The organism is Cellulosimicrobium funkei (genome assembly GCF_004519295.1).
GTDB classification, from domain to species: domain Bacteria; phylum Actinomycetota; class Actinomycetes; order Actinomycetales; family Cellulomonadaceae; genus Cellulosimicrobium; species Cellulosimicrobium funkei.
The window spans coordinates 297,299-323,731 of sequence record NZ_SOZH01000004.1 but is presented as its reverse complement, the minus strand read 5'-3'; the positions used below and the strand labels follow the sequence as shown (position 1 = coordinate 323,731).

At 74.6% G+C, this 26,433-nt stretch carries 25 protein-coding genes; 10 read left to right on the top strand and 15 right to left on the bottom strand.

What is annotated here, in order from left to right:
• Positions 1–477: 477 nt before the first annotated feature.
• Together E1O70_RS07375 and E1O70_RS07370 are read right to left on the bottom strand one after the other, a co-directional pair.
• A complete protein-coding gene (locus E1O70_RS07375; protein ID WP_061267221.1) occupies positions 478–1,545 on the bottom strand; it encodes a hypothetical protein in 1,068 nt (355 codons plus the stop codon).
• An 83-nt stretch (positions 1,546–1,628) separates the two neighbouring features.
• Entirely contained in the window at positions 1,629–2,201 is a 573-nt protein-coding gene (locus tag E1O70_RS07370; RefSeq protein ID WP_061267222.1) for a DinB family protein, read from the bottom strand.
• An 87-nt stretch (positions 2,202–2,288) separates the two neighbouring features.
• On the opposite strand from E1O70_RS07370, the gene E1O70_RS07365 reads away from it, so the two are divergent.
• The 6 genes from E1O70_RS07365 (at position 2,289) to E1O70_RS07340 (ending at position 8,429) form a co-directional block, all read left to right on the top strand.
• Positions 2,289–2,903 (top strand): TetR/AcrR family transcriptional regulator, encoded by a 615-nt coding sequence (locus tag E1O70_RS07365; RefSeq protein ID WP_021483301.1) that lies wholly within the window; start codon positions 2,289–2,291, stop codon positions 2,901–2,903.
• A gap of 141 nt (positions 2,904–3,044) precedes the next feature.
• Positions 3,045–3,713: a biliverdin-producing heme oxygenase gene (locus E1O70_RS07360; RefSeq protein WP_061267223.1), complete on the top strand. Its 669-nt coding sequence runs from the start codon at positions 3,045–3,047 to the stop codon at positions 3,711–3,713.
• Positions 3,714–3,942: 229 nt separating this feature from the next.
• Positions 3,943–5,208 (top strand): heme/hemin ABC transporter substrate-binding protein, encoded by a 1,266-nt coding sequence (locus E1O70_RS07355; RefSeq protein WP_205688624.1) that lies wholly within the window; start codon positions 3,943–3,945, stop codon positions 5,206–5,208.
• A 152-nt stretch (positions 5,209–5,360) separates the two neighbouring features.
• Entirely contained in the window at positions 5,361–6,371 is a 1,011-nt protein-coding gene (locus tag E1O70_RS07350; RefSeq protein WP_061269396.1) for a FecCD family ABC transporter permease, read from the top strand.
• Positions 6,368–7,240 (top strand): heme ABC transporter ATP-binding protein, encoded by an 873-nt coding sequence (locus E1O70_RS07345; protein WP_061269394.1) that lies wholly within the window; start codon positions 6,368–6,370, stop codon positions 7,238–7,240. Before E1O70_RS07350 ends, E1O70_RS07345 begins: the two co-directional genes overlap by 4 nt.
• 244 nt (positions 7,241–7,484) lie before the next feature.
• On the top strand, positions 7,485–8,429 hold the full coding sequence (locus tag E1O70_RS07340) for an Abi family protein (protein WP_082774845.1): 945 nt from the start codon (positions 7,485–7,487) through the stop codon (positions 8,427–8,429).
• Here the strand turns inward: E1O70_RS07340 and E1O70_RS07335 are convergent.
• The 8 genes from E1O70_RS07335 to E1O70_RS07305 form a co-directional block, all read right to left on the bottom strand.
• Positions 8,426–10,522 carry an elongation factor G gene (locus tag E1O70_RS07335; protein WP_061269393.1) on the bottom strand — a complete coding sequence of 699 codons (2,097 nt, stop codon included), beginning with the start codon at positions 10,520–10,522 and terminating at the stop codon, positions 8,426–8,428. The genes E1O70_RS07340 and E1O70_RS07335 overlap by 4 nt on opposite strands.
• A 49-nt stretch (positions 10,523–10,571) precedes the next feature.
• Positions 10,572–11,438 (bottom strand): MerR family transcriptional regulator, encoded by an 867-nt coding sequence (locus E1O70_RS07330; RefSeq protein ID WP_061269392.1) that lies wholly within the window; start codon positions 11,436–11,438, stop codon positions 10,572–10,574.
• Between the two features lie 67 nt (positions 11,439–11,505).
• On the bottom strand, positions 11,506–12,660 hold the full coding sequence (locus E1O70_RS07325; protein WP_061269391.1) for a glycosyltransferase family 2 protein: 1,155 nt from the start codon (positions 12,658–12,660) through the stop codon (positions 11,506–11,508).
• Positions 12,657–12,815, bottom strand: coding sequence for a hypothetical protein (locus E1O70_RS19880; protein ID WP_009861736.1), 159 nt, complete (start codon positions 12,813–12,815; stop codon positions 12,657–12,659). Before E1O70_RS19880 ends, E1O70_RS07325 begins: the two co-directional genes overlap by 4 nt.
• 202 nt (positions 12,816–13,017) lie before the next feature.
• Positions 13,018–13,401, bottom strand: coding sequence for a hypothetical protein (locus tag E1O70_RS07320; protein ID WP_061269390.1), 384 nt, complete (start codon positions 13,399–13,401; stop codon positions 13,018–13,020).
• A gap of 48 nt (positions 13,402–13,449) precedes the next feature.
• Positions 13,450–13,980, bottom strand: a complete 531-nt coding sequence (locus tag E1O70_RS07315) for a DinB family protein (protein WP_061269389.1) — start codon at positions 13,978–13,980, stop codon at positions 13,450–13,452.
• A gap of 34 nt (positions 13,981–14,014) precedes the next feature.
• Positions 14,015–14,377, bottom strand: a complete 363-nt coding sequence (locus E1O70_RS07310) for a MazG nucleotide pyrophosphohydrolase domain-containing protein (protein ID WP_061269388.1) — start codon at positions 14,375–14,377, stop codon at positions 14,015–14,017.
• A gap of 101 nt (positions 14,378–14,478) precedes the next feature.
• Entirely contained in the window at positions 14,479–15,252 is a 774-nt protein-coding gene (locus E1O70_RS07305; RefSeq protein WP_128957636.1) for a YwiC-like family protein, read from the bottom strand.
• Between the two features lie 256 nt (positions 15,253–15,508).
• Here E1O70_RS07305 and nrdD point away from each other — a divergent pair, with 256 nt between their 5' ends.
• Positions 15,509–17,707 carry an anaerobic ribonucleoside-triphosphate reductase gene (nrdD, locus tag E1O70_RS07300; protein WP_061269386.1) on the top strand — a complete coding sequence of 733 codons (2,199 nt, stop codon included), beginning with the start codon at positions 15,509–15,511 and terminating at the stop codon, positions 17,705–17,707.
• Positions 17,708–17,709: 2 nt separating this feature from the next.
• Positions 17,710–18,282: an anaerobic ribonucleoside-triphosphate reductase activating protein gene (gene nrdG / locus E1O70_RS07295; RefSeq protein ID WP_128957637.1), complete on the top strand. Its 573-nt coding sequence runs from the start codon at positions 17,710–17,712 to the stop codon at positions 18,280–18,282.
• 25 nt (positions 18,283–18,307) lie between these two features.
• On the opposite strand, the gene E1O70_RS07290 is transcribed toward nrdG, so the two are convergent.
• The 3 genes from E1O70_RS07290 to E1O70_RS07280 form a co-directional block, all read right to left on the bottom strand.
• A complete protein-coding gene (locus E1O70_RS07290; RefSeq protein ID WP_128957638.1) occupies positions 18,308–18,610 on the bottom strand; it encodes a hypothetical protein in 303 nt (100 codons plus the stop codon).
• A gap of 119 nt (positions 18,611–18,729) precedes the next feature.
• Positions 18,730–19,593, bottom strand: coding sequence for an ABC transporter permease (locus tag E1O70_RS07285; RefSeq protein WP_082774270.1), 864 nt, complete (start codon positions 19,591–19,593; stop codon positions 18,730–18,732).
• Entirely contained in the window at positions 19,590–20,600 is a 1,011-nt protein-coding gene (locus tag E1O70_RS07280; RefSeq protein ID WP_061266987.1) for an ABC transporter ATP-binding protein, read from the bottom strand. Before E1O70_RS07280 ends, E1O70_RS07285 begins: the two co-directional genes overlap by 4 nt.
• A gap of 133 nt (positions 20,601–20,733) precedes the next feature.
• Here E1O70_RS07280 and E1O70_RS07275 point away from each other — a divergent pair, with 133 nt between their 5' ends.
• Together E1O70_RS07275 and pgm are read left to right on the top strand one after the other, a co-directional pair.
• A complete protein-coding gene (locus E1O70_RS07275) occupies positions 20,734–21,720 on the top strand; it encodes a TetR/AcrR family transcriptional regulator (protein WP_061266988.1) in 987 nt (328 codons plus the stop codon).
• Between the two features lie 78 nt (positions 21,721–21,798).
• On the top strand, positions 21,799–23,493 hold the full coding sequence (gene pgm, locus E1O70_RS07270) for a phosphoglucomutase (alpha-D-glucose-1,6-bisphosphate-dependent) (protein ID WP_061266989.1): 1,695 nt from the start codon (positions 21,799–21,801) through the stop codon (positions 23,491–23,493).
• A gap of 121 nt (positions 23,494–23,614) precedes the next feature.
• Here pgm and E1O70_RS19875 read toward each other — a convergent pair whose 3' ends face one another.
• Both E1O70_RS19875 and E1O70_RS07255 read right to left on the bottom strand, forming a co-directional pair.
• Positions 23,615–24,493 carry a 2Fe-2S iron-sulfur cluster-binding protein gene (locus tag E1O70_RS19875; RefSeq protein ID WP_061266990.1) on the bottom strand — a complete coding sequence of 293 codons (879 nt, stop codon included), beginning with the start codon at positions 24,491–24,493 and terminating at the stop codon, positions 23,615–23,617.
• Positions 24,490–26,358, bottom strand: coding sequence for an FAD-binding protein (locus E1O70_RS07255; protein ID WP_205688622.1), 1,869 nt, complete (start codon positions 26,356–26,358; stop codon positions 24,490–24,492). Before E1O70_RS07255 ends, E1O70_RS19875 begins: the two co-directional genes overlap by 4 nt.
• Positions 26,359–26,433 lie beyond the last annotated feature (75 nt).

Below are 26,433 nucleotides of genomic sequence, written 5' to 3'. Positions count from 1 at the left end.
GCGCCGCTCGCGACGTGGCGGCCCGGCGCCCTCGCGTCCGCCCGGGTGCCCGGGCAGGTGCGGTGACGCCGATCGCGGTCGGCCTTCCGGGTCCGGTAGGAACCTGCGCCGTCGCGCGCAGCCCCGCAGCAGGGGGTGGCGGGTCGTCCACCGTTCTCCGGTCGGCCGTGCCCTCGCGTGCGCGGCGAGACGTCGTGCGGTCCTGGCGGGGCCGTCAGACCCCTGCGTGATGCGTGCCGGAACCCCGTCGTCCGTGTGCGCCCGTCCGGGCCGTTACGGACGTTTGTAGTCCTCGGCCCGGGGGTCTGCAAGAGTTCCCACCGTTGTCATTTGGGCCGGCCGGATGACCACAGGTTCGTCCACAGGACGGCCCGCGCCGTTCCCACGCCGCCCACAGGCCTGTGGATGAATTCTGTGGACAGGCCTCGCCGCGGGCCAGGCCCGTCCGACCCCGCGGCGCGGCCCGTGCGCACGCCCTCAGACCCAGAACCGCGCCGACGGTGCCGCCGCCGGGGAGAGCCGCTCGTCGAGGTCGAGGTCGCGCACGACGAACCCGCCGTCGTCGACGAGCGTCCCCGCGAGCCGGCCCTGGAGCATCGCCGCGAGCCGGGCGAGCAGCACCCGGGCTCGCGAGCGCGCGATGACGTGCAGCCCCGAGGGCCGCTCGACCGCGAGCTCGTCCGGCTCGGTCGGCACCCACGTGAGGCGGTAGGCGTGCGGCCCGTGCTCGCGCCAGTCGAGGCCGTCGAGCGCGAGCGGGACCCGCGCGACGCGTCGGGCCTCGAGCCGCACCGCGCCGTCGTACGGGGTCTCGCCCGACAGCACGTACTCCGCGAGGCCGTCCGCGCCCGGCCGCACCACGACGACCCCCGCGCCGGGGACCGTCGTGCGCAGGACGCCGAGCGCGTCGTCGGGCCCGAGCACGTGGGCGCTGTAGAGCGTGAGGTCGACGCCCGACGCCGGGTCGGGCGTGAGCACGGTCCGGCCGTCCGCGACGACCGCGCCGCCGACGCGCCGGGCCGCGGCGACGGCCCAGCCCAGCACGCGGAGCTCGAGCCCCTGCGGCAGCCCTGCCGGGAACGCGCGCACCAGCCCGTCGCGGTCGTCGGTCACCGAGCCGGTCGACGTGCCGGTCGACGTGCCGGTCGACGTGTCGGCCCAGGCGCCGGTCCGCGCGACGGGCGCGAGCCGCGCGTCGGGGTGGTCGACGTGCAGCGCGAACGCCTCGGCGCCCCCGCCCGCGAGGCCGAGCGCCTGCGTCTGCGGCGGCGTGAGCGCGAAGGGCCCGACGACGCGCGCCCCCTCGGCGAGGCGCAGCTCGCCCGGTGCGACGACGCCGTCGGGCACCACGCCACGGAACCGCGCACCGGCCATGGGGCGCGCCGCTCCCCCGCCGCCCGGCGGGGTCGTCCAGGCCGCGCCGACGAACCAGGCGCGCGCGAGCGCGTCCACGGGCGTGCGGGCCGCGCCGCGCGAGCGGGGCGTCGCGAGCAGGTGCGCACCGGCGTGCGCGTCCGGCACCAGGCCGGCGACGGGGGCGTCCATGACCGGAACGTAGAGCGCCCCGGAGGCGACGGTGTTACGGCGGTGTCACGAGCGTGGGTCCGCTCACGGGGACCCCGCGGACGTCAGGCGCCGACGTCGCGGAGGTGGTGGACGACGTCGTGCACGAAGTACTGCCCCAGCGTCCGGACGGTGAAGACCGAGCCGTTCGAGCGCCGGCCGGGGCGCTCCCACTGGTCGGGGACGAGCGCGTCGAAGCGGCCCGCGACGCGGTCGCCCGCGATCCGGAGCTCGCGCGCGACCACGGCCGGGTCCTGGTGCGCGTAGTCCTCCGCGACCGCGGTCGCGTCCTGGTCCCAGTTGGCGAACCGCGGGTCGTCGCCCTCGACCATGGACTGCACGCGCACGTCGAACACGGAGAAGACGTCGCGGACGTGCGCGGCGTACTCGAGCACCGACCAGGTCGTCGGGTCGGGGCGGGTCCGCGCGTCGGGCCGACCCAGGGCCGCGACGTAGCGCGGGACGGCGTCGCGCACGACGGCGCCCACGCGGTCGGGCGTGACCTCGCCTGCGACGAACCCGCACGCGGGGCACGGCCGCTCCATGACCCACGTCCAGTCCTTGGTGTCCGCGGGGACGGGCGGGAACTCCGGGTCCGGGGCGGCGGGGACGCCCTCGGGCGACGCGGTCGTGTCCATGGCGGCAGTGTGCCAGACGGCGCAGCGCCCTCCGCGGGCCGGTCGCCCGGGATTAGCGTTCTGACACGAACTGCCTATGATGTCAGCATGCCCAAGATCATCGGAGGGTCCCTCCACGAGCACCGCGCCCAGACCCGGCAGAAGCTCTTCGCGGCGCTCTCGACCCTCATGATGGACCGGGGCTTCGACGCCATCTCGCTCGCGGACATCGCCGCCGCCGCCGGGGTCGGCCGCACCGCGGTGTACAACCACTTCCCCGACAAGGAGGCCCTGCTCCTCGGGTTCATCACCCACGAGACGGAGCAGTACGTCGGAACGCTGGAGCGCGCGCTGGAGCACGTGGACGACCCGGTCGAGCAGCTGCGCACGTACATCCGCCAGCAGGCGCAGCTCAAGCGCATCTTCCACCTCGCCCCGGGGCCGGACCTGCGCACCGTGCTCTCGCGCACCACGCGCCAGCGGCTGCGCGAGCACGCCGAGCTCGTCGAGGCGATCCTGCGCCGCATCGTCCGGTCGGGGATCGAGGCGGGCGAGTTCCCCGCGCAGGACATCGACACGACCGTCCAGCTCGTCAACGCGTGCCTGTCCGGGCGGCTCGTGCCCGACGACCCGGTCGCACGCGAGCAGGCGATCGAGGCGACGGAGGCGTTCGTGCTGCGCGCCGTGGGGGCCGACGCGACCTCGCCCGCGCTCGCGGGCTGACGCCCTGCCCGCTCGGCCGGGCCGGATGACGGACAGAGGATAGGCAAGCCTCACCTCCGTGGGTTACAGTTCCTGACGCATCGTCATGACACGGCGTCAGGACGTGCTGTCCCGCCCCGACGCACCCGCAGGAGCCACCCCGTGACTGCCCTCACCCACGACCTCCACCGCGCCGACGAGTCCGTCCCGCTGTCGCAGCGGCTGCGCGAGGGCACGCGCCCCGAGCACGAGCAGGCCGAGGGCTCCGGGTTCGTCGAGCGGCTCATGTCCGGGCGCCTCGACGTCGCCGCGTACGCCGACCTCGCCGCCCAGCAGTGGGCCGTCTACGGCGCGCTCGAGGACGCGAGCGCCGCGATGCGCGACGACGCCCAGGGCGCGAGCCTCGTGTTCGACGAGCTCACGCGCACGCCCGAGATCGAGAAGGACCTCACGTTCCTCGTGGGCGCCGACTGGGCCGAGCGCGTGACGATCCACCCCGCGACCGAGCGCTACGTCGCCCGCCTGCGCACGGTCGGCGGGTCGCTGCCGGCATACGCGGCGCACGCCTACACGCGCTACCTCGGCGACCTCTCGGGTGGGCAGATCATCAAGCGCATGCTCGAGCGCCACTACGGGCTCTCGGGCGACGGCCTCGCCTTCTACACGTTCGTCGAGATCCCCAAGTCCAAGCCGTTCAAGGACGTCTACCGCGAGCGCCTCGACGCCCTGGTCCTCACCCCCGAGCAGCTCGACGAGACCGTCGCCGAGGCCAAGCACGCCTTCCGCCTCAACAGCGACCTCTTCGCCGACCTCGGCGCCGCCCACCCCTGACCTGCCCCACCCCCAACCCACCCCCGCCGCCGCCGACCATGCGGCTGCGGCCCGTCCCACCCAGCCGACGGGCCGCGTCGCCATGCTCGGCCGCGCGCCGGGGGGCGTTCGTGAGGTGAGTTACCTCCACGGCGGTCGAGAAACGTCCGCGGGTCAGGTTAGGCTCGTCTTACCTGGTGGCGGCGGCCGTGGCGGCCGCGCCCTCGGACCGCTTCCTGGAGAACTCCCCATGCCTCACGCTGCCCGCCCTGCGCCGCACCCCGGCTCGTCGCCGCGCCGCCCGACGTCGCCCGCCGGCACGCCGGGTGCCGCACCCCGCCGCGCACGCCGGACCGTGACCGCGCTGGCCGGGGCGGGCGCCGTCGTCCTGCTGGGCCTGGTCGCCGCGTGCTCGCCGCTCCCCTACGAGGCGCCCGCGACGCCGTCGGCCGCGGCGAGCCAGGACGCCGCACCCGTCGAGGCGACCCCGGCCGAGACCCCGGGCACCGAGGCCGCCTGCACGACGCTCGAGGAGTCCCGGGCCGCGGGCGGCGGCTCCGACGTCGACCCCGCGTCGTTCCCCACCGGGCCCACGAGCGCGACGTTCACCGACGACGCGATCCACCCGGTCGCCGAGGCGCCCGCCCCGCAGCTCCCGGTGACGGTCGGGTCGGTCGACGGGCGCCAGGTCGAGATCACGGACGTGAGCCGCATCATCCCCGTCGACCTGTACGGGACGCTCGGCGAGATCGTCTACAGCCTGGGGCTGGGTGCGAACGTCGTGGGCCGCGACCTGCCGACCGGCTTCCCCGAGGCCGCGGACGTCCCCGTCGTCACGGGCGCCGGCCACGCGCTCGACGTCGAGGCGATCCTCGGGCTGAACCCCTCCGTGATCCTCACCGACGCGACGATCCTCACCGACGACGTGCGCGGCCAGCTCGAGAGCTCGGGCATCCCCGTCGTGTACTTCGACGAGGCTCGCACGCTCGACGGGGTCGACGACCGGATCCGCGCGGTCGCCACCGCGCTGGGCGTGCCCGAGCAGGGCGAGGCGCTCGTCGAGCGCACGGACCGGCAGATCTGCGCAGCCCTTGCCGCGGTGCCGCAGGACACCGGGACGCCCCGCGTCGCGTTCCTCTACCTGCGCGGGGCGAACATCAAGATGCTGTTCGGGCCCGGCTCCGGCGCCGACGACCTGATCCGCGAGATCGGCGGCGAGGACGCCGGGACCGCCATCGGCCTCACGCAGCAGTACGCGCCGGTCACGAGCGAGGCGATCATCAGCGCCGCGCCCGACGCCTACCTCGTCATGACCGACGGGCTCGAGTCGATGGGCGGCCTCGACGCCATGATGGCGATCCCCGGCCTCGCGCAGACGCCCGCGGGCGAGGCGCGCCGCGTCGTCGACATGGACGGCTCGCGCCTGCTCACGTTCGGCCCCCGCACCGGCTCCACCATCGCGTCGCTCGTCGAGGCCTTCTACGGCGTGCCCGCGCCGGAGCTCCCGGCGTCGTGAGCGCGCCCGCCACCCGTCCCCTCGGCACTCCGGAGGACGCGCCCGGTCCCGAGGGCGTCGCCGCGCCCGACGGCGCCCCGCGCCCCGGTGGTCGGCCCGCCCGGGTGGGGCCCGCGGTCGGGCAGCAGCGCCGCCACGCCGCCCGGTGGCTGATGGTCGGGCTGGGCGTGGCGCTCGCGGTGCTCACCGTCGTGTCCGGCATGACGGGGCAGGTGCCCGTGTCGCCCGCGGAGGTGCTCGGCTCGCTCGCGCACCACGTCGGGCTCGACTGGGGGCCCATGCCGTCGCACCCGCAGGGCGAGAACGCGCTGTGGGTCGTGCGGTTCCCACGCGTCGTCCTGGCGATCGTCGTGGGCGCGGCGCTCGCGTGCTCGGGCGCCCTCATGCAGGGCGTGTTCGGCAACCCGCTCGCCGAGCCCGGCGTCATCGGGGTGTCCTCGGGCGCGGCCGTGGGCGCGTGCGCGGTCATCGTCACCGCGGGCGCGCTCGTGCCCGGCACGTGGGTCGCCGCGGCGGCGTTCGTCGGCGGGCTCGTGACCACGTTCGTCGTCTACGCGCTCGCGCGCGCGGGTGGTCGCACCGAGGTCGTGACGCTCGTGCTCACCGGCATCGCGGTCAACGCGTTCGCGGGCGGGATGCTCGCGTTCTTCACGTTCGTGGCCGACCCGGCCGCGCGCGAGCAGATCGTCTTCTGGCAGCTCGGGTCGCTCGGCGGCGCGACGTGGCAGTCCGTCGCGGTCGTCCTGCCGATCGCGGTCGTCGGCGTCACCGGCGCGATGCTCGTGCGCCGCAGGATGGACCTGCTCGCGCTCGGCGAGCGCGCCGCGCAGCACCTCGGGGTCGACGTCGAGCGGCTGCGCCAGCTCGTCATCGTCCTCGTCGCGCTGCTCGTCTCCGCCGGGGTCGCGTTCACGGGGATCATCGCGTTCGTCGGGCTCGTCGTGCCGCACCTCGTGCGCATGGTGTGCGGGCCGAGCCACCGCACGCTCGTCCCCGCGTCCGTGCTGGGCGGCGCCGTCGTGCTGCTCGCCGCCGACCTCCTCGCGCGCAGCGCCGTCGCGAACGTCGAGCTGCCGCTCGGCATGATCACGTCGCTCGTCGGCGGGCCGTTCTTCTTCTACCTCCTGCGCCGCACGCGCTCGCGCCAGGGAGGCTGGGCATGAGCGACCTGCGCCACGAGGGCTCGTCGGTCCTCGGCGCGCTGCGCACCGCCGTCACCGGTGCCCGACGGCGGCCCCGGCTCCCGGGGCGTGCCGCGCCCGGCGACGTGGTCACCGCCGCGCAGGGCGTGTCCCTCACCCTCGGCGAGGCGCCGATCCTGCGCGACGTGTCGGTCGACGTGCGCGCGGGCGAGGTCCGCGCGCTGCTCGGCCCGAACGGGGCCGGGAAGTCGTCGCTGCTGGGCGTCCTCACCGGCGACCTGCGCCCCGAGGCCGGGGACGTCACCGTGGACGGCCGCCCGCTCGCCGCGTGGACCCCGACCGAGCTCGCCCTGCGCCGGTCGGTCATGCTCCAGCAGGTCTCGCTGAGCTTCCCGTTCACCGCCGTGGACGTCGTGCGCATGGGCCGCTCGCCGTGGCGCGGCACCCCGTTCGAGGACGACGACGACGCCGCGGTCGCCGAGGCGCTCGCCGCGACCGACGTGGAGCACCTCGCCGACCGGCACTTCACGTCGCTGTCCGGCGGGGAGAAGGCCCGCGTCGCGCTCGCGCGCGTGCTCGCCCAGCGCACCGCGCTCCTCATGCTCGACGAGCCGACCGCCGCGCTCGACCTCAAGCACCAGGAGCTCGTGCTCCAGCTCGCCCGGGCGCACGCCGCCGCCGGCGGTGCGGTGGTCGTCGTCGTGCACGACCTCTCGCTCGCGGCCGCGTACGCCGACCAGGTCACCGTCCTCGCGGGCGGGCGCGTCGTCGCCGACGGCGGTCCGCGCGACGTCCTCACCGCCGAGCTGCTGAGCGGCGTCTACGACTACCCCGTCGAGGTCGTCGACCACCCCGGCGGCGGCGCGCCGATCGTCGTGCCGCGCCGCTGAGCGCGGGCGGTCGGCCCCCGGCAGCGCGTGGTGAGGCGCCGGCGACCGCCGCCCTTGTCCGCCGTCCTCGAGGACGATAGGGTCGGGATCACGACATCCCCCACGCCTCTCAACGATGCGCAACCCGGGGGATTTTCTCTGCGCGGGGGGCGAAGAGAGCAGATGCCAGCACGACCGACGCGACCTCGGGGGCCGCACCGCTACGCCAAGCCAGCGCTCCACGCACGACGAGCTGGTGGCGAGGATGATCGAGCGCGGGCTCGTCGTCCCGGAGCCGGAGCGCGCCGCCCGGTACGTCCGCCACGTGGGCTACTACCGGTTCTCGCCGTACCTCATCCCTTTCCGCAAGGAACCGGGCGCCGAGGCGCTGCGCGGCGGAACGACGTTCGACCAGGTGCTCGACCTGTACATCTTCGACCGCAAGCTCCGTCTGCTCGTCATGGACGCCCTGGAGCGCATCGAGGTCGCGGTCCGGTCCAGTCTCACCGACCACATGTCCGTGCACCGCGGTGGTCCTTCGTGGTACTGCGAGCCGGAGCACTTCAGGGACGAGCGTCGGCATCAGCGGTTCTTGGAGATGGTCCGGAAGACCTGTGAGGACCGGCTGGCGAGCGCACCCGAGAGCGCTGGGGGCGACCTCGCTCACGCCTCTGCGCTGGAGCACTACCTGACGACCTACGGCGAACCAGCTCTGCCGCCGTCGTGGCTGATGGTCGAGACGCTCACCTTGGGCCAGCTGTCTGGCCTCGTCGGCAACTTGCGTCGCGCCTCCGACGTCGGCCGGGTGGCGCGCCCGCTGGGCCTTCCCGGCCCATTGCTGCTGTCCTGGCTGCGCACGTACGTACGGGTGCGGAACGTCTGCGCTCATCACGGGCGGCTCTGGAACGTCGGCCTCGGCGTCTACCCCGCGATCCCGACCTCGCCCTCGGTTCGGTGGCTCACCGACGAGGAGGTCCTCTCGTCGTCTGATCGCCGCAAACGCCTCTATCCGGTACTGGCCTCGCTCCAGAGCGTTCTGGCGGTGGTGTCACCCCGCTCCTCGTGGGCTCGGCGGTTGGGCCTCCTCCTCGACCAGCACCCCGACGTGCCGCTCGCAGGTATGGGCATCCCGCAGGGCTGGCGCTCCGACCCGTTCTGGTCGCACCACCTCGCTGCCGTGAGCACCACCCGTCGAGAAGGCCGTCCCTAGCGACTCGCCCCGACGCCGCCGGGGAGCACCTCGTAGCGGTCGGGCGCGGCCGTGAACGACCCTCGCCCGCCGGTGATCGAGCGCAGGTCGAGGACGTAGCGGGTCAGCTCGGCCTCGGGCACGAGCGCGTCGATGCGCACGCGGCCGTCGGGCAGGGAGTCGGTCGAGGTGATGTGGCCGCGCCGCGCGGAGAGGTCGCCCATGACGTCGCCCTGCGCGTCGGGCGGGACGGTCACGGTCACCGCGGAGACGGGCTCGAGCACGACCGTCCCGGCCGTGGCGAGCGCCTCGCGCACCCCCACGCCGCCCGCGGTGCGGAACGCCATGTCGGACGAGTCGACGGAGTGCGCCTTGCCGTCGAGGACCTCGACGCGCAGGTCCACGACGGGGTAGCCGTGCGGCCCGCCGCTCTCCATGGCCTCGCGCGCGCCGCGCTCGACCGCGGGCAGGTACTGGCGCGGCACCGACCCGCCGACGACGGAGCTCACGAACGCGAACCCCTCGCCGCGCGGGAGCGGGGAGACGCGCAGCCGCACCACGGCGAACTGCCCGTGCCCGCCGGACTGCTTCTTCACGCGGCCCTCGACCTCGACGGCGCGCGTGATCGTCTCCCGGTAGGCGACCTGGACGGGCTCGGTCGTGACGCGGACACCGAAGGACCGTTCGAGCCGTTCGACGGCGACCGCGAGGTGCGTGTCACCGAGGCCGCCGAGGACCGCCTGGGAGCCCGTGAGGTCGACGTGCAGCGTCGCGTCCTCGGCGCGCAGCCGGGTGAGCGCGGCGGACAGCTTGTCGTCGTCGGACTGCGACACGGGCCGCAGCGCGAGCGCGTACACCGGTGGCCGGGGTGGCAGGTCCCGCGCCGCGACGGGCATCCGGCGGCCCGCGAGGAGCGTGCCGGTCGACGCGGCGGAGAGCTTCGCGACGGCGGCGACGTCGCCCGCGACGACCCGGTCCACGGCCAGGTGCTCGCGGCCGCGCAGCCGGAAGAGCCCGTGGACGCGGTCGTCCGCGCCGGTCGCCGTGCTCACGAGCCGGTCGCCCGTCGCGACGGTCCCGGACAGCACCTTGAACACGGACACCTGCCCGACGAACGGGTCGACGACGGTCCGGAAGACGTGGACGAGCGCGTCGCCCGCGGGGTCGGCCACGACCTCGGACGTCACGGCCTCGCCCGACCCGGCGGCGTCGGGCAGCGCGACGACGGCCGGGCGGTCCGCGGGCGACGGCCCGAGCTCGCACACGAGGTCGAGGACGCGGTCCACCCCGACGCCGGTGACGGCGGACGCGAGCAGCACCGGCACGGCCTCGCCCGTCAGCACCTCGTGCGCGAGCGTGCGCTCCAGGTCGGCCGGGCCCGGCTCGTCGCCCCCGAGGTAGGCCTCGAGCTGGTCGTCGTCGTGCGTGACGATCTCCTCGACGACCTCGTCGTGCAGCGCGTGCTCCTCGTCGCGGACGTCGGCGGGGACCTCCTCGTCGTGGCCCTGCCAGACCCCCTGCGCCCCGCCGCCGTACTCGCGGGCGCGCTCGGTGAGGACGTCGGCCACGCCGTGCAGCGTCTGCTCCTCCCCGAGCGGCAGCTCGAGCGGCGCGAACGGCGCGTCGAACGCGGCCCGGAGCGCGGCGAGGACGGCGCGGAAGCTCGCCCGCGCGCGGTCCTCCTGGGAGACGACGACGAGGCGGGGGATCCCCGCCTCGTCGCACCGCCGCCAGACCTCCTCCGTGCCCGACTGCACCCCGTCGACGGCGCTCACCACCACGACCGCGAGGTCCGCCACCGCGAGCGCCGCGTCCACGGACCCCGCGAAGTCGGGCGAGCCGGGGGTGTCGAGCAGCGTGACCTGGTAGGTCGTGCCGTCGGGCGCGCGCCAGTCGAGGTGCGCGACGCCGAGGCTCACGGAGATGCCGCGCGCGACCTCCTCGGGCTCGTGGTCGCACACGGTCGTGCCCTCCGCGACGGAGCCCGGGCGCGGGACGGCGCCCGCACGGTGGAGGAACGCCTCGGCGAGCGTGGTCTTGCCCGAGCCGCTGTGCCCGACGAGGGCGACGTTGCGGGTCGTGGCCGGGCCGGTGGACGTCGACGTCGTGGCCATGGCTGCCTCCTGGCGGCGGCGGGGCGCCGTGTCCCGCCGGGGTTCCAGGCTAGTGACGTCGAACGGATCGTGCCCGGGCCGGAGGTCCCGGCCCGGGCACGGGGTCCGCGTAGACGCGCAGGGCGTCGCGCACGAGCGTCGCACCCTCGACGCCGCCGTAGTTCTTCGCGAACCGCTCGTCCGCGACGTACATCTCGCCGAGGCCGACGACGTACTCCTTGACCGGCGCCGCGCCGGCACCCGGGGTGCCGGGGATGCCGCCGAGCCACTCGACGTGGCGGCGTGCGAGCTGTTGCGCCTCGTCGGACGCCGGGTCGACGCCCCGGGCGGCCGCCGCGGCCCAGTCCTCTCCGAGCGCGCGCGTGCGGTCCTGCCAGGCGGCGCGGTCGTCGTCGGACATCCCGCGCCACCAGGTGTCGCTCCGCGCGTACGCGTCCTTCCCCCAGCGGGCCTCGACCTCGTCGCGGTGCTGCGTGTGGTCGAACCCGTCGAACATGTCGTCCGCCATGAGCTCGCCACCTCCTTCCATCGTGGTGATCGTCCGTTCGACCGACGCGATCTGCCGCGCCAGCCGCTGCCGCTCCGCCCGCAGCCACCCGAGGTGGCCGCGCAGCGCCCGCACCTGGGCCTCCCGCCGGGCACTGTCCGACGGCGGCCCGTCACCCTGCCGGACGGTCGGGCCGTCGAGCGCCTCGCGGATCGCGGGGAGGCCGAGACCCAGGTCGCGCAGGAGCAGGATCCGCTGGAGCCGGACGAGCGCGTCGGCGTCGTAGTGGCGGTAGCCGTTCGCCGCGACCCGGCTCGGGGGCAGGAGCCCGACCGCGTCGTAGTGACGCAGCGTCCGGCTCGTCGTCCCGGCCAGGCGCGCGACCTCCTGGATGGACCAGTCGGCCGTGCGGGCGCCCGTCGTGCTCATCTCCCGCTCCTCCCGTGCGTCGGTGTGGTGCTCTCGTGCGGCACCGGGACCACGGTAGAAGTTGACGTCACGTCAAGGTCAATTGCTTCGGGCCCCTCGTGTTCTCGATGCTGCTCGCGGGGCCGGTCTCGGGGGCGTCCTCGGTCGCGCTCCCGGAGACGGTCGCGTGCGCCACGTGGTGCCACCCGGCGTCGCGCGACGTCGCGGCGAGGAAGCACGCCCGGACGAACGCCACCTGGAGGAACAGGTCGTAGAGGAGCTCGGGCAGCACGAGCACGGCGAGCAGCCGACCCCGGGGCCCGTTCCGCCACACCGTGACCAGCCGTTCGAGCACGAGGACCCCGCCTACGGCGAGCCACGCCGGGACCACCCGGAACGTGCCCGCGACGACGGTCAGCGCCGTGAGCACGAGGAGGCTCGCGAGCATGAGCGTGCTCAGCACGAGCATCGCCTGCTGCCCGACGTACCGGGCGGTGACCCGCGTGAACCCGTACGCGCGCAGGTTGTCGAGCATCCCCTTGTACCAGCGCACGCGCTGGCGGTGCAGGTCGCGGCACGTCGGCATGAGCTCCGTCGTACAGGACATCCGCACCGGCGACGCGAGCTCGTAGCCGAGCGTGCGCAGCGCGAGGGTGAGCTCGGAGTCCTCGGTGATGGCGCCGACGTCGTACACGTCGCCGCGCCGCCCCGGGAGCCGGTCCCCGCGCGCGGCGGCGACCGCCCGCAGCGCCTCGGTCCGCACGAGCGCGGCCGTGCCCGTGAGGACGGACGTCCGCCCGGTCACGTCGATCTGCACGCCGTACCGCTCGTACTCGTCGGACTGGAGCTGCTCCAGCACCGAGCGCGGCGGTGTGCCGCGGAAGACGCCACCGACCGCGCCGAGCTCCGGGCGCGCGTCGAGCAGGTCGAGGCCGTCCTCGACGAACGTCGGGGCGATGGTCGTGTCCGCGTCGAGCACGAGGACGTTCTCCGCCTCCACCCCGCGCAGCGCCTGGTTCAGCGCCCCGGCCTTGCGGCCGGTGTTGCCGACCGTCTCGACGACGTCGGCGCCCAGGCGGCGCGCGGTCTCGACCGTCGCGTCGGTGCTGCGGTCGGACACGACGACGACCCGGTCGACCGGACGCGTCTGCGCCCGGACCGACGCGAGCGTCGTCGGCAGGGCTGCGGCCTCGTCGTGCGCCGGGACCACGACCACCACCCGTGGGAGCGTCGCCGCGCTCATCGGTGCTCCGCGAGCCGCTTGCGCAGGACGCGCGCCGTCATGACGAGCGCGAGCCCCGCCACGACGAGCGTCCAGGCTCCCACCACGTAGAAGCCCGCGATCGCTCCCGTCGTCGCGAGCACGGTCCCTGCCTGAGTCGTACCGAGCTGGTACACGATCCACCTCCTGTCGTCGTCGGTGGTTCCACCGTCCGTCGCACGGGCCGGTACCCATCCGGGCCCCGGACGCGGTGGAGCACCGCCCCGGACGCCGGGTGAGCACGCGGGGGCTGCGGAGGAGTGCCCGGCCGTCGGGCGGTGGGTACACGACGACGCCCGGCCCCCGCGGCGTGCGGGACCGGGCGTCGGAGGTGGCGCGTCAGGCGGTCGGTGCCGTCCCGCCGTCGGACGGGGCGGAGCCGGGGCCGGGGCCGGGGCCGTCGGACGGTGCCGGCGAGGGCGCCGAGGTCTCCTGCGACGGGGCGGCGCGGCGCCGTCCGAGGACGAACCCGACCGCCCCGCCCACCAGCAGGGCTCCGGCTCCCGCGAGAAGCGCCGCGGCACCCGGCGGGTACGCGCCCACGGGGACGAACGTCGTCCCGGAGACCGGCGCGTACGCGAACCAGCCGAACGACGTCGGGCGGCTTGCGACCCAGAGCGCGGCGAGCAGCAGTCCCACCCCCAGCACGACGAGCGCCACCAGGACGACGGCGGCGCCGCGCGGACGGACCGGACGGGGCGCGGGCTGCTCGGGGGCGGTCACGTCCGCCATCGTCCCGGGCGGCTGCGCCCGCGGCAACCGACGCCGGGGCTACTCCCCCACGGTCCCGTCGATCGCCTCGCGCAGCAGGTCGGCGTGACCGTTGTGCCGCGCGTACTCCTCGACCAGGTGCACGAGGATCCAGCGCAGCGTCCAGCGCTCGCCCGTGTGCCGGTCGGCGCGGGCGCTCAGCCGGTCGAGCCCGCCGTCCGCGAGCGCCGCGTCGAGCACCGCGTCCGACGCCGCGACCGCGCGGTCGAACAGCATGCGCAGCTCCTCCGGCGAGTCGCCCGCCGCGGAGGTCCAGTCCCAGTCGCGGTCGTCGGCCCAGTCCGCCGTGTCGAACGGGGGCATGAGCTCCTCGCCCAGGAGCACCTGCGAGAACCACTGCGACTCGACGAACGCGAGGTGCTTCAGCAGCCCGCCCAGCGTCATCGACGACGGCCGCAGCCGGTGCGCGAGCTCCGTGGCATCGAGCCCGGCCGTCTTCCAGCGCAGCGTGTCGCGGTGGAAGTCGAGGAACCCGCGCAGCGTGGTCACCTCGTCGGCGGCGACGGGCGGGTCGGTGCGGTGGTCGGTCACGGCGCCACCCTAGCGACCGCGCCGGTGCGCCCGCTCAGGGCAGGTCCGCCTCCCACGCGAGCCACTTGCGCCGCACCGCCGCCTCGACGTCGACGCCCTGGGAGCGCGCGAGCAGCAGCAGGTGCGCCAGGACGTCGGCGACCTCGTCCGCGAGCGGCGACGCTGCGCCGTCGGGCACCACCTCGCCGTCGGGCACCGACGTCTCCGGACCCCCGCGCGGGCGGGTGCGGCCGGTCGCGGCGAGGAACGCCTGGGTCAGCTCGCCGACCTCCTCGGTGAGCTTGAGCATGAACCAGTCCGGGTCGCGGTCGACGCCGAACTTGCGCGCGTACAGCGCCGACACCGCCTCGACGCGCTCGCCGAGCGCGGGCAGGGTGAGGGGCGCGTCGTCGTCCATCGCGCCAGTGAACCATCTGGCACCCCCGACCGTTCGGCACCCACCGTCCGCACTCGGCAGCACGAGGTGCCGATCCCCGCATGACCTACCGAACAGCGGACCTACCGCACGACGAGCGCGACGACGAGCAGCAGCACCGTCGCGACGATCTCCCCGACCCCGACGGCCCGCGGGCTCAGCCGTCGGCCCGGCAGCACCGCCGCCCGGGCGGTCGCGGCCGCGAGGAACGCCGTCGCCCACCACCACGTGGGGTCGTGCACGGCGGCGACGACGCCTGCCGCGACGGTGACCGCCGCGTGGTACGCGACCGAGGCGACGACGTACGACCGCACGCCGCGCTCGCGGATCATCGTCTTGACGTAGAGCACCGTGCCGAACAGGTACGCGAGGAGCAGCGCGGCGACCAGCCAGACGACGGCCGGGACGGCGAGCACGGACGCACCCGCGGGCCGGCACGCTGCGTAGGCGACGACCGTCATGAGCGACGCCGCGACCGTCAGGGCGCCGCCCGCGGCGACGGACCGCTCGGTGCGTCGCGCCGACGCCCACAGCCCGAGCGCGAGGAACGGCACGAACGCGGGCGCCCAGGCCGCGAGCGCCGGGTCGAGCAGGAGCACGACCGTCCCGAGCACGGCCGCCGCCGCGCCGTACGTGAGCATCGGGCGCCGGTAGCGGGGCCGGCGGCGGGACTTCAGCCACAGCCCGGTCGCGGAGTAGGCGAGGTACCCGACGAGCCAGAGCGCGCCGAGCGCGAGGGTCACCGGACGGAACCCGGCGTCCTGCACGCCGCGCACCGTGCCGACCACGAACGGCAGCAGGAGCATGGGCCACGCGCCGTGCTGGTTCGGCACCCAGCCGGGCGGACGTCGGGCCACCTCCCGAGGCTAGCGCCGCGGCGGCCGGCTCCGGCCGCGCGGAGTCCCCCGTGCGCGCGGGCGCACGTCCCGGCCGCGCGGGACCTTCGTCCTGACCTTCGACGGCGTCCCGCGGCGCGCCGTCGTCCGCCGTCACGCGCGGTCGTCGGACTAGATATGGTGGCGCAGCCGTGATTCACACCCCACATGTTGGGGTACGGTCCGTCGCGCAACCCCTGCGCGCCGGCGAGAACCCGGTGGGCAGAGGGGACGAGCGATGACCGCCATCGAGCTCGACCAGGCAGCACCGCACCGCACGACCGCCACGCTGGAGGTCCTCAAGCGCGACGGCCGGCGACGGCCGTTCGACGACGCCCGCATCCGCGCCGCCGTGACGAAGGCGTTCGCGGAGGTGCACGGCGACCTCACGGCGACGCACCGCCGCCGCGTTGCGGAGGTCGTCGACCGGGTCGACGCGGAGATCGCCGCGCGGTTCGACGCGACCGTGAAGATCTACGAGATCCAGGGCGTCGTCGAGCACGTGCTCCTCGAGTCGCACGAGTACGACGTCGCACGCGCCTACATCGACTACCGCGTGCAGCGCGACTTCGCGCGCAGCCGGGCGACGGACCTCAACCACTCGATCGTGCGGCTGCTGGACAAGGACTCGACGGTCGTCAACGAGAACGCGAACAAGGACAGCGAGGTCTTCAACACCCAGCGCGACCTCACGGCCGGGACCGTGGGCAAGGCGATCGGGCTCCGGATGCTGCCGCCGCACGTCGCGAACGCGCACCAGAAGGGCGACCTGCACTACCACGACCTCGACTACCACCCCTACGCGCCCATGACGAACTGCTGCCTCATCGACTTCCGGTCGATGCTGTCGAGCGGCTTCCGGATCGGGAACGCGCAGGTGGAGCCGCCGCGCTCGATCCAGACCGCGACGGCGCAGATCAGCCAGATCATCGCGAACGTGTCCTCCAGCCAGTACGGCGGGTGCTCGGTCAACCGCATCGACGAGCTCCTCGCCCCGTACGCCGAGCGCAACCTGGAGAAGCACCTCGCGGACGCGCGCCGCTGGATCGCCGACGCCTCTGCGCACGAGGAGTACGCGCGCGAGAAGACGCGCAAGGACATCTACGACGCGATGCAGTCGCTGGAGTACGAGATCAACACCCTGTTCACGTCGAACGGGCAGACGCCGTTCACGTCGGTCGGGTTCGGGCTCGGCACGGGCTGGCTGGAGCGCGAGATCCAGCGCGCGATCCTCCAGATCCGCATCCGCGGTCTCGGCAGCGAGGGTCGCACCGCGATCTTCCCCAAGCTCATCTTCACGCTGCGCCGCGGGCTGAACCTCGACCCCGGCGACCCCAACCACGACCTCAAGCAGCTCGCGGTCGAGTGCGCGACGAAGCGCATGTACCCGGACGTGCTGTCGTACGACAAGATCGTCGAGCTCACCGGGTCGTTCAAGGTGCCCATGGGCTGCCGGTCGTTCCTCCAGGGCTGGCAGGACGAGCACGGCCAGGACGTCTCCGAGGGCCGTATGAACCTGGGCGTCGTGACGCTCAACCTGCCGCGCATCGCGCTCGAGGCGGACGGCGACCTCGACGCGTTCTGGCGCCTGCTCGACGAGCGCCTGGAGACCGTGCACGACGCGCTCGTCTTCCGCATCGAGCGCTGCAAGGAGGCGACGCCGGGCAACGCGCCGATCCTCTACGTCCACGGGGCGTTCGGGGAGCGCCTCGCTCCCGGCGACGACGTCGACCGGCTCTTCCGCGACGGCCGCGCCACGGTGTCGCTCGGGTACATCGGGCTGTACGAGGTCGCCGCCGCGTTCTTCGGCGGCGCCTGGGAGCACGACCCGCGGGCCAAGGAGCTCACGCTCGACGTGCTGCGGTCCCTGCACGCGCACGCCGCCGGGTGGACGGCGCGGCTCGGCTACCGGATCAGCGTCTACGCGACGCCGAGCGAGAGCCTGACCGACCGGTTCTGCCGCCTCGACCGGGAGCGGTTCGGCGCGGTGCCCGACATCACCGACAAGGACTACTACACGAACAGCTTCCACTACGACGTCCGCAAGAGCCCGACGCCCTTCGAGAAGCTCGACTTCGAGGCCGAGTACGCGAGGTACACGTCGGGCGGGTTCATCCACTACTGCGAGTACCCCGTGCTCCAGCAGAACCCGCGGGCGCTGGAGGCCGTGTGGGACTACGCGTACGACCGCGTGGGCTACCTCGGCACGAACACGCCCATCGACCGCTGCTACGCGTGCGGGTTCACCGGCGACTTCGACCCGACCGCGCGCGGCTTCGCGTGCCCGTCCTGCGGCAACGCCGACCCGCGCACGTGCGACGTCGTGAAGCGCACGTGCGGGTACCTCGGCAACCCGCAGCAGCGCCCCATGGTGCACGGCCGCCACGCGGAGATCTCCGCGCGTGTGAAGCACCTGCCGGACCCGGCGTCGGCGTGACCGTGGCGCGCACCCCCGGCCCCGGCTGGCGCTCGGACCGCGTCAGCCAGGGGTACGTCGCGGACTACAAGCCGTTCGTCATGGTCGACGGCGAGGGCGTGCGCTGCTCGTTGTACGTGAGCGGGTGCCTCTTCGCGTGCGAGGGCTGCTTCAACGAGGCCGCGTGGAGCTTCCGCTACGGGCGCCCGTACGACGACTCCCTGGAGGACCGCGTCCTCGCCGACCTCGCGCACCCCGCCGTGCAGGGCCTGTCCCTGCTCGGCGGCGAGCCGTTCCTCAACACGGGCGTGTGCCTGCGGCTCGTGCGCCGCCTGCGCGCCGAGCACGGCGACCGCCGGGACGTGTGGTGCTGGACGGGCTACACGTTCGAGGAGCTGCGCGCGGGGACCGCGGACCAGCGCGCGCTCCTCGCCGAGGTCGACGTGCTGGTCGACGGTCGGTTCGAGCTCGCGCGCCGCGACCTCACGCTCGCGTTCCGCGGCAGCACCAACCAGCGCGTGCTCGACGCGCGGGCCTCGCTCGCGACGGGGCGCGCCGTCCCGTGGGTGTCGGACCGCGCGACGACGAGCGCCTGACGACGGCAGCCCCGGGGCCGCCGGATCACCGGGACGCGCGGCGCCGGGGAGCGGGGTCGGGCTCGGCCGGGCGGCGGATGCTCCCGATCATCTCCCACGTCGCCGTCGTCATCCGGAAGGTTCCCCAGAGGAAGAGGACGAACCCGCAGAAGTAGAGGGCGGTGAGCGCGCCGCGCGGGACAGGTGTGGTGACGTCGGGAGCGTCCGGGGCGACGACGACGGCGGTGAGGAAGGAACCCACGGCGGCGGCACTGAAGAAGATCACGCAGGCGATCACCGCGAGCACGAGCCCGGAGACCGCCTTCTTCGCCGGCGTGGTCCACGACATGTCGTCCTCCTGGTGGTCGGTTGCGCTCGACGATCTCATGGACGACCCCCACCCACCACGGACGGCGACCACGCCCGCCGGAAACACCTTCACCCCGCGCAGCCGCGCCGCGTGAGTCGTCAGACCGTCTTGCGGGTGCGGCGGATGCCGACCCACAGCCCGACGGCGCACGTCACCGCCGCGGCGACGAATCCCCACAGCACGTCGGGGTCGGCGAACGACCCGGCGAGCAGCGCGCGCTCGGCGTCGACGATGTAGGTCAGCGGGTTGAAGAGCGCCGCGGTGCGCATCCACGCCGGCCCGGCCTCGAGCGGCAGCATCATGCCGGAGAGGATGAGCAGCGGGAACAGCAGCGACTGCTGCACTCCCCAGAACAGCCACTCGCGGTTCTTCGCGGCGAGCGCGAGCGCGATCGACAGCGCGCCCACCCCGATGCCGAACAGCCCGAGCAGCAGCAGCCCGACGAGCAGGTGCAGCGGGTAGAGCGTGAAGCCGAACGGGACGCACACGAGCGCGATGAGCAGCCCCTGCACGACGAGCGGCGCGAACTCCTTGAGCGAGCGCCCGACGAGGATCGCGGAGCGGTCGAGGGGGGTCGCGAGCACACGCTCGTAGGAGCCGGTCATCATCTCGTAGAGCAGGTTCGACCCGCTCATGGACGTGCCGAACAGCGAGATCATGACGATCACGCCCGGGACGAACCACTGCAGCGTCTCGGCCGTCGACCCGCCGCCACCGGGCGCGCCGCCGCCGAACCCGCCGACCGCGCCCGTGAGGAGCGGGCCGAACAGACCGAGGAAGATCAGCGGCTGCAGCAGCGAGAAGATCAGCGTGAACGGGTCGCGCAGCACGAGCAGGATCTCGCGCGTGAAGACGGCCCACGTGTCGCCGAGGAACTTCGCGACGCCGGTCCGCATCGCCGCGTCGGCACCGACGGTCGGCGCCCCGACGCGCGCGCCCGCCAGGTCGGTCCGCGTGCTCATGCGGCCTCCTCTCGCAGGCTGCGGCCGGTGAGGTTGAGGAAGACGTCGTCGAGGCTCGCCTGCTTCAGCTCCGCCGAGCGCACGGCCAGCCCCGCGACGCGCAGCGCCTCGATGGCCTCCGGGAGACGGTCGGCGCCGTGCGTCGTCGAGATGCGGACCGTCACGACGCCGTCCGGGCCGTTCGTGGTCGCGACCTCGCCCGCGTCCTCGGCGAGGGACGCGCGGACGCGGCCGACGACGTCGGGCACCGTTCCCGGCGACGCCTCTCCCGGGGCGCCGCCACCGGGCGCCGGGACCACGGCGAGCGTGATGACGTCGTCCGCGTGGTCGTGCTTGAGGGAGTCCGGGGTGGCGTCGGCGATGATCTCCCCGTGGTCGATGACGACGACGCGCTCCGCCATGCTGTCGGCCTCGTCGAGGTAGTGGGTCGTGAGCACGATCGTCATGCCGTAGCGCTCGCGCATCGCCGCGATGTGCTCCCAGAGGTTCGCGCGGGCGTGGGGGTCGAGGCCCGTCGTCGGCTCGTCGAGGAAGAGCAGCGGCGGGTGGTTCATCAGCCCCAGCGCGACGTCGAGGCGGCGGCGCTGGCCGCCGGACAGCGACTGCACGGTCCGCTTCTCGAGCCCGCCGAGGTCGAGGGCGTCGAGGAGCTCGGCGGCGCGCCGCGTGTACTCGGTGGGCGGCAGCCCGTAGAAGCGGCCCTGGTTGTGGAGCTCGTCGAGCACGCGGTAGGAGAACCCGCCGCCGTTGCCCTGGCCGATGAAGCCGATGCGCGAGCGGACCCGGGCGGGATCGCGCGCGACGTCGTACCCGGCGACCTCCGCGGTCCCGGCGGTCGGTGCGAGGAGGCTCGTCAGCATCCTCAGGGTCGTGGACTTGCCGGCCCCGTTCGGGCCGAGGAAGGCGACGAGCTCGCCCTCCCGGACGTCGACGTCGATGCCCTTGACGGCCTCGACGGTCTCTTTCTTGCGGTGGAAGGTCTTGGTCAGGCCGCGGGCTCGGATCACCGGAGCCACCCTCTCGTACGCCGTACCGAAATGGAGCGACCACGCTAGCATACGGTGTACGGGAAAAGGCAAGCCTTCGTCGCGAGACGGCACCGGAGGCGAGATCCCGCGGGAAGTCGGGGAGGATACGCACGTGACGACCGACCCGACCGACGCCCGCGCGGCCGACCGTGCGCCGTCGGCCACCGCGCCGACCCCGCCCGCGACCCCGGACCCCGAGGACGCCGCGGGCAACGACGACGCCGTGCGTCCGCGCGGCGTCGCGGCCGCCGCGGACGCCGGGGTCGCCTCCGCGGTGCAGGCGGCCGAGCACGCGCGCGCCCAGTTCACCGAGATCGTCCGCACCCCCGAGATCACGCGCCGCCTCGCGCTCCTGTGGGACCCGCCGGCCCCCGCGACGCGCGGCCGCAAGCCGCGCCTCACGCTCGACGACGTCGTGCGGGCGGGGATCGCCGTCGCGCAGGAGGGCGGGCTCGACGCGCTGTCCATGCGCCGCGTCGCGACCGAGCTCGGCGTCGGGGCGATGTCGCTCTACACCTACGTGCCCGGCCGCACCGAGCTCGTCGACCTCATGATCGACCGCGCGTACGCCGAGCTCGACCTGCCCGCTGCGGGAGCCCCGTGGCGGCCCGCGCTCGCGCAGTACGCGCACGAGCTGTGGAACCTCTACCTGCGCCACCCGTGGATCCTCCAGACCAACATGTGGCGCGCCCCGCTCGCGCCGCACGTGCTCGACGCCCAGGAGGCCGGGCTGCGGACCATCGTCGACACCGGTCTCTCCGAGCTCCAGGTCGTCGACACGCTCGGCCTCGTCGACAACTACGTCCAGGGCCTCGCGCGCGCCACGATCGCCGAGCGGACCGAGCGCGACGCGACCGGCGTGGGCAACGACGAGTACTGGACGACCCTCGGCAGCTTCTGGGAGGACTGGTTCGACGTCGAGCGCTACCCCGTCATGACGCGCGTCTACGTCGCGGGCGGCTTCGACGCGCCGCAGGGGCCCTTCGACGCGAGCCTCGACCGCCTGCTCGACGCCGTCGAGCTGGCCATCGACAGCGCGAGCGCCGACCGGTCCGACGACCCCGCCGCCGCGCCGGAGGAACCCGACCCCGCAGGCTAGGGAGGTCGTGCCGAAGGTCCCGCGCCACGACGTCCGTCCCGGCTGACGTGCGGGCGCCACCCCTGGCAGGATCGACCCATGGATCCCCGCGCCGGCACGCCCGCCCAGCCCAGCGACCTCATCGACGTCGACGCCGTGGTCGGCGCCTACTACGACCTCGCGCCCGACGTCGACGACCCCGCCCAGAAGGTCGTGTTCGGCACGTCGGGCCACCGGGGGTCGAGCCTGGACCACGCGTTCAACGAGGCGCACATCATCGCGATCACGGCCGCGATCGTCGAGTACCGGCGCTCGCAGGGCACCGACGGGCCGCTGTTCATCGGGCGCGACACGCACGCGCTGTCGCTCCCGGCGTGGCAGACCGCGCTCGAGGTCCTCGTCGCGGCGGGCGTCCAGACGTACGTCGACGCGCGCGACTCGTTCACCCCGACCCCCGCCGTCTCGCAGTCGATCCTCCTGCACAACGAGGCGACGACGGTCGACGGCGTCCGCACCACCGGCCCCGGCCTCGCCGACGGGATCGTCGTCACGCCCTCGCACAACCCCCCGCGCGACGGCGGCTTCAAGTACAACCCGCCGCACGGCGGCCCCGCCGGGTCCGAGGCGACCGGCTGGATCGCGGACCGCGCGAACGAGATCCTGCGCACCGGCGTCGGCAGCGTGCCGCGCGTGCCGCTGACCCAGGCGCTCACGTCCGAGCACGTGCACAAGCACGACTTCCTCACCACGTACGTCGACGACCTGGCGAACGTCCTCGACCTCGACGCGATCCGCGACTCCGGCGTGCGGATCGGCGCCGATCCGCTGGGTGGCGCGTCGGTCGAGTACTGGGGCGAGATCGGCGAGCGGTACGGGCTCGACCTCACGGTCGTCAACCCGCAGGTCGACCCCCGCTGGGCGTTCATGACCCTCGACTGGGACGGCAAGATCCGCATGGACTGCTCCTCGCCGTACGCGATGGCGTCCCTCGTCGCGGGCATGACCGGGGAGTCCGGGAACGCCGAGGGTGGCGCACCGTTCGACGTCGCCACCGGGAACGACGCCGACTCCGACCGCCACGGGATCGTCACGCCCGACGCCGGGCTCATGAACCCCAACCACTACCTGGCCGTCGCGATCCAGTACCTCTACGGCGGCGCGCGCGAGGGCTGGCGCGACGACGCCGCGATCGGCAAGACGCTCGTGTCGTCCGCGCTCATCGACCGCGTCGCGGGCGGGCTCGGCCGTCGGCTCGTCGAGGTCCCCGTCGGGTTCAAGTGGTTCGTTCCCGGCCTGCTCGACGGCTCGGTCGGGTTCGGCGGCGAGGAGTCCGCGGGGGCGTCGTTCCTCCGCAAGGACGGCCGCGTCTGGTCCACGGACAAGGACGGCCTGCTCCTCGCGCTGCTCGCGTCGGAGATCATCGCGACGACGGGCCGCACGCCCTCCGAGCACCACCGCGACCTCGTCGAGCGCTACGGCGAGTCCTGGTACGCGCGCGTCGACGCGCAGGCGACCCTCGAGGAGAAGGCGACGCTCGGCAAGCTCTCGCCCGAGCAGGTCACGGCGACCGAGCTCGCGGGCGAGCCGATCACCGCGAAGCTCACGAACGCCCCCGGCAACGACGCCCCGATCGGCGGGCTCAAGGTGACGACCGAGAACGCGTGGTTCGCGGCCCGGCCGTCGGGCACGGAGAACGTCTACAAGATCTACGCCGAGTCGTTCGTCTCCGCCGAGCACCTGACCCAGGTCCAGGCCGAGGCGAAGGACGTCGTCTCCGCGGCCCTCGGGAGCTGACGACCCCGCCGAGGTAGAGGCGTGGTCACGACCACGCCTCTACCTCGCGAAACCGGGGCTCTACCTCGCGGGACCACGCCTCTACCTCGCGGGACCGGGGCTCTCCCCCGCGAGAGAGGGGCTACGTCGTCCGACGGCGCTCGCGAGCGTCCCACGTGTCCGTCGCGACGCGCTGGGCGTCGCGGAGCGCGCGGGCCGGGTCGACGCCCTTCGGGCAGACCTGCGTGCACGCACCGATCTGGATGCACGGCCAGGCGCCGAGCTCGGTGTCGAGGACGTCGGCGCGGTCGAGCTCGCCCGCGTCGCGCGAGTCCTCGTCCCAGCGGCGCGCCGTCGCGACGACGGCCGGGCCGAGGAAGTCGGGCGCGACGTCGAGCTGCGGGCACGCCGCGTAGCAGAGCATGCAGTCGATGCACTCGGCGAAACCCTTGAACGCGGCGAGCTCGCCCGGCGTCTGCCGGTGGCCCGACGCCGGCCCGACCGCCCGCAGCACGTCGCCGCCGTCCGGCGTCCGCGAGCCGTCGACGTCCTCGCCCACCTCGACCCCGGCGCCGGCCCCGGTCCTGGCCCCGGCCCCCGCCCCGACCCCGGCCGAGGGCGGGTCGACGAGCGGGAGGCGCGTGGCGCCGTCGGGCACGAGCCAGGGCTGCACGGTGGCGAGCTTGCCGAGGAACGTGTCGGTGTCGACGACGAGGTCGCGCAGCACCTCGGCGTGCGCGAGCGGCTCGACGACGAGGCCGGACGTGCGGTAGCCGCGCACGAACGTCTCGCACCCGAGCACCGGGCGTCCGTTGACCATGACGCCGCAGCTCCCGCAGACCGCCATCTTGCACGACCACCGGAACGTCAGCGTGGGGTCGGCGTGGTCCTTGACCCACTGGAGCGCGTCGAGCACGGACGTGCGGTCGTCGTAGGGCACGTCGAACACGTCCCGCCGGCCGGTGCTCGCGCCGTCGGGCGACGTGCGCGCGACCTCCAGCCGCACCGTCTGCTCGCTCACGCGCCCTCTCCCTCCTTCGCCGAGAACGACGTTGTCGTCGTCTCCGAGCTCTTCCCGACAGCAACCCCGTGCTCGGCGGGGGTCCCGGCGCCCACCGGGACGTGCGCCACCTCGATGGTGCCGCCCGCGCCGAGGCGGACCTCGGAGTGGCGCGCCACCGCGTCCGGCGCCGGGAAGTCCAGCCGCTGGTGGGCGCCGCGCGACTCCTCCCGCGCGAGCGCGGCGGCGACGGTCGCGTGCGCGACGAGCAGCGTCGCGCCGAGCTCGACGGTCGTCGCCCAGTCGGTGTTGAGCACGGCGCTCGTGTCGGCGACGCGCACGTCGTCGTACCGGGCCCGCAGGTCCTCGACGGCCCCGAGCGCCCGCCGCAGGCCGTCGGCGTCGCGGTAGATCCCGGCGTCGGCGTCGAGGACGCGCCCGAGCTCGGCCCGGATCGCGGCGGGCGGCTCGGTCCCCCGGCCGCGCATCGCGAGGTAGCCGTCGGCGATCTCGGCGGCCCGGTCCACGACCGCGGGACCCGTCGGGAGGGCCGAGGGCCCGCCGTCGGCCCCGGGCTGACCGACCTCCCGCGACCACGCGAGCGCCGCCTCGCCCGCCGCGCGCCCGACGACGAGCGTCTCGACGAGCGAGTTGGACCCGAGCCGGTTGGCGCCGTGCAGGCCGGTGGAGGCGCACTCCCCCGCGGCGAACAGCCCGGCGACGCCGGTCGTGCCGCGCGCGTCGGTGCGGATGCCGCCCATCGTGTAGTGCGCCGTCGGGCGGACGGGGACGGGCTCGTCCGCCGGGTCGACGCCCGCGAACTGCTTGGCGAGGCCGGTCACGAGCGGCAGCCGCTCGGCGAGCCGTTCCTTGCCGAGGTGCCGCAGGTCGAGCAGGACGACGCCGCCGTCGGACGTGGGGATCGTGCGGCCGTCGCGGTCGGCGTGCCAGAACGCCTGCGACAGGCGGTCGCGCGGCCCGAGCTCCATGGTGCGCGGCACGGGCGCCCCGACGGGCGACTCGGGCCCGAGGCCGTAGTCGGCGAGGTAGCGGCGGCCGTCGGCGTCGAGCAGCACCCCGCCCTCGCCGCGCGCGGCCTCGGTGAGGAGGATGCCGCTGCCCGGGAGGCCGGTCGGGTGGAACTGGAGGAACTCCATGTCGCGCAGCGGCACGCCCGCCCGCAGCGCCATCGCGGTGCCGTCGCCCGTGCAGATGCCCGCGTTCGTGCTGGTCCCCCACGCGCGCGCCGAGCCACCCGTCGCGAGGACCACGGCGGGCGCCTCCAGGAGCAGCGGCTCGCCGCGGTGCTGGTCGTGCACGACGACGCCGCGCACCCGGGCGTCCGGGCCGCCCGGGTCGTCGACCACGAGGTCGAGCACGTGGTGCTCGTCGTACCGGCGGACGGGACCGTCGGCGCCGGAGTGCCGCAGCGACGTCTGGAACAGGGTGTGCAGGAGGTGGAAGCCGGTCTTGTCGGCGGCGAACCAGGTGCGCGCGCGGCTCATGCCGCCGAACCGGCGGACGGCCACGTCGCCGGCGTCGGTGCGTGACCACGGCAGCCCCCACCGCTCGAGCCGGTAGAGCTCGCCGGCCGCGCGCTCCACGACGAACCGGACGGCGTCGTCCTCGCACAGCCCCGCGCCGCCCGCGAGCGTGTCGGCGACGTGCTGCTCGAGCGAGTCGTCGTCCCCCACGACGCCCGCCGCGCCGCCCTCGGCGGCGACCGTGTGCGAGCGCATCGGGTACACCTTCGACACGAGCGCGACCACGGGGGCGCGACCGACGTCGCGGGCCGCTGCCTCGGCGACGGCGAGCGCCGCGCTCAGCCCTGCGGCGCCGCCCCCGACCACGACCACGTCGGCGCGCTCGACGCGCAGCGCGGTCACCGGCGTCCTCGGGGCGTGCGGGAGAGGCCGGCCGGTCCGGGGCGTGCAGGGCGGAGCGGGGGGAGAGCGTGCCGA

Excerpts from the sequence above, each read along its gene's own strand:
- E1O70_RS07285 (WP_082774270.1), bottom strand. The coding sequence starts at position 19,593 with ATGAGCACGCGGACCGACCTGGCGGGCGCGCGCGTCGGGGCGCCGACC.
- nrdD (WP_061269386.1), top strand. The coding sequence starts at position 15,509 with ATGACCGCCATCGAGCTCGACCAGGCAGCACCGCACCGCACGACCGCC.
- E1O70_RS07310 (WP_061269388.1), bottom strand. The coding sequence starts at position 14,377 with ATGGACGACGACGCGCCCCTCACCCTGCCCGCGCTCGGCGAGCGCGTC.
- E1O70_RS07355 (WP_205688624.1), top strand. The coding sequence starts at position 3,943 with ATGCCTCACGCTGCCCGCCCTGCGCCGCACCCCGGCTCGTCGCCGCGC.
- E1O70_RS07325 (WP_061269391.1), bottom strand. The coding sequence starts at position 12,660 with ATGAGCGCGGCGACGCTCCCACGGGTGGTGGTCGTGGTCCCGGCGCAC.
- E1O70_RS07345 (WP_061269394.1), top strand. The coding sequence starts at position 6,368 with ATGAGCGACCTGCGCCACGAGGGCTCGTCGGTCCTCGGCGCGCTGCGC.
- E1O70_RS07365 (WP_021483301.1), top strand. The coding sequence starts at position 2,289 with ATGCCCAAGATCATCGGAGGGTCCCTCCACGAGCACCGCGCCCAGACC.
- E1O70_RS07375 (WP_061267221.1), bottom strand. The coding sequence starts at position 1,545 with ATGGACGCCCCCGTCGCCGGCCTGGTGCCGGACGCGCACGCCGGTGCG.
- E1O70_RS07350 (WP_061269396.1), top strand. The coding sequence starts at position 5,361 with ATGGTCGGGCTGGGCGTGGCGCTCGCGGTGCTCACCGTCGTGTCCGGC.
- pgm (WP_061266989.1), top strand. The coding sequence starts at position 21,799 with ATGGATCCCCGCGCCGGCACGCCCGCCCAGCCCAGCGACCTCATCGAC.
- E1O70_RS07340 (WP_082774845.1), top strand. The coding sequence starts at position 7,485 with ATGATCGAGCGCGGGCTCGTCGTCCCGGAGCCGGAGCGCGCCGCCCGG.
- E1O70_RS07290 (WP_128957638.1), bottom strand. The coding sequence starts at position 18,610 with ATGTCGTGGACCACGCCGGCGAAGAAGGCGGTCTCCGGGCTCGTGCTC.
- E1O70_RS07335 (WP_061269393.1), bottom strand. The coding sequence starts at position 10,522 with ATGGCCACGACGTCGACGTCCACCGGCCCGGCCACGACCCGCAACGTC.
- E1O70_RS07330 (WP_061269392.1), bottom strand. The coding sequence starts at position 11,438 with ATGAGCACGACGGGCGCCCGCACGGCCGACTGGTCCATCCAGGAGGTC.
- E1O70_RS07370 (WP_061267222.1), bottom strand. The coding sequence starts at position 2,201 with ATGGACACGACCGCGTCGCCCGAGGGCGTCCCCGCCGCCCCGGACCCG.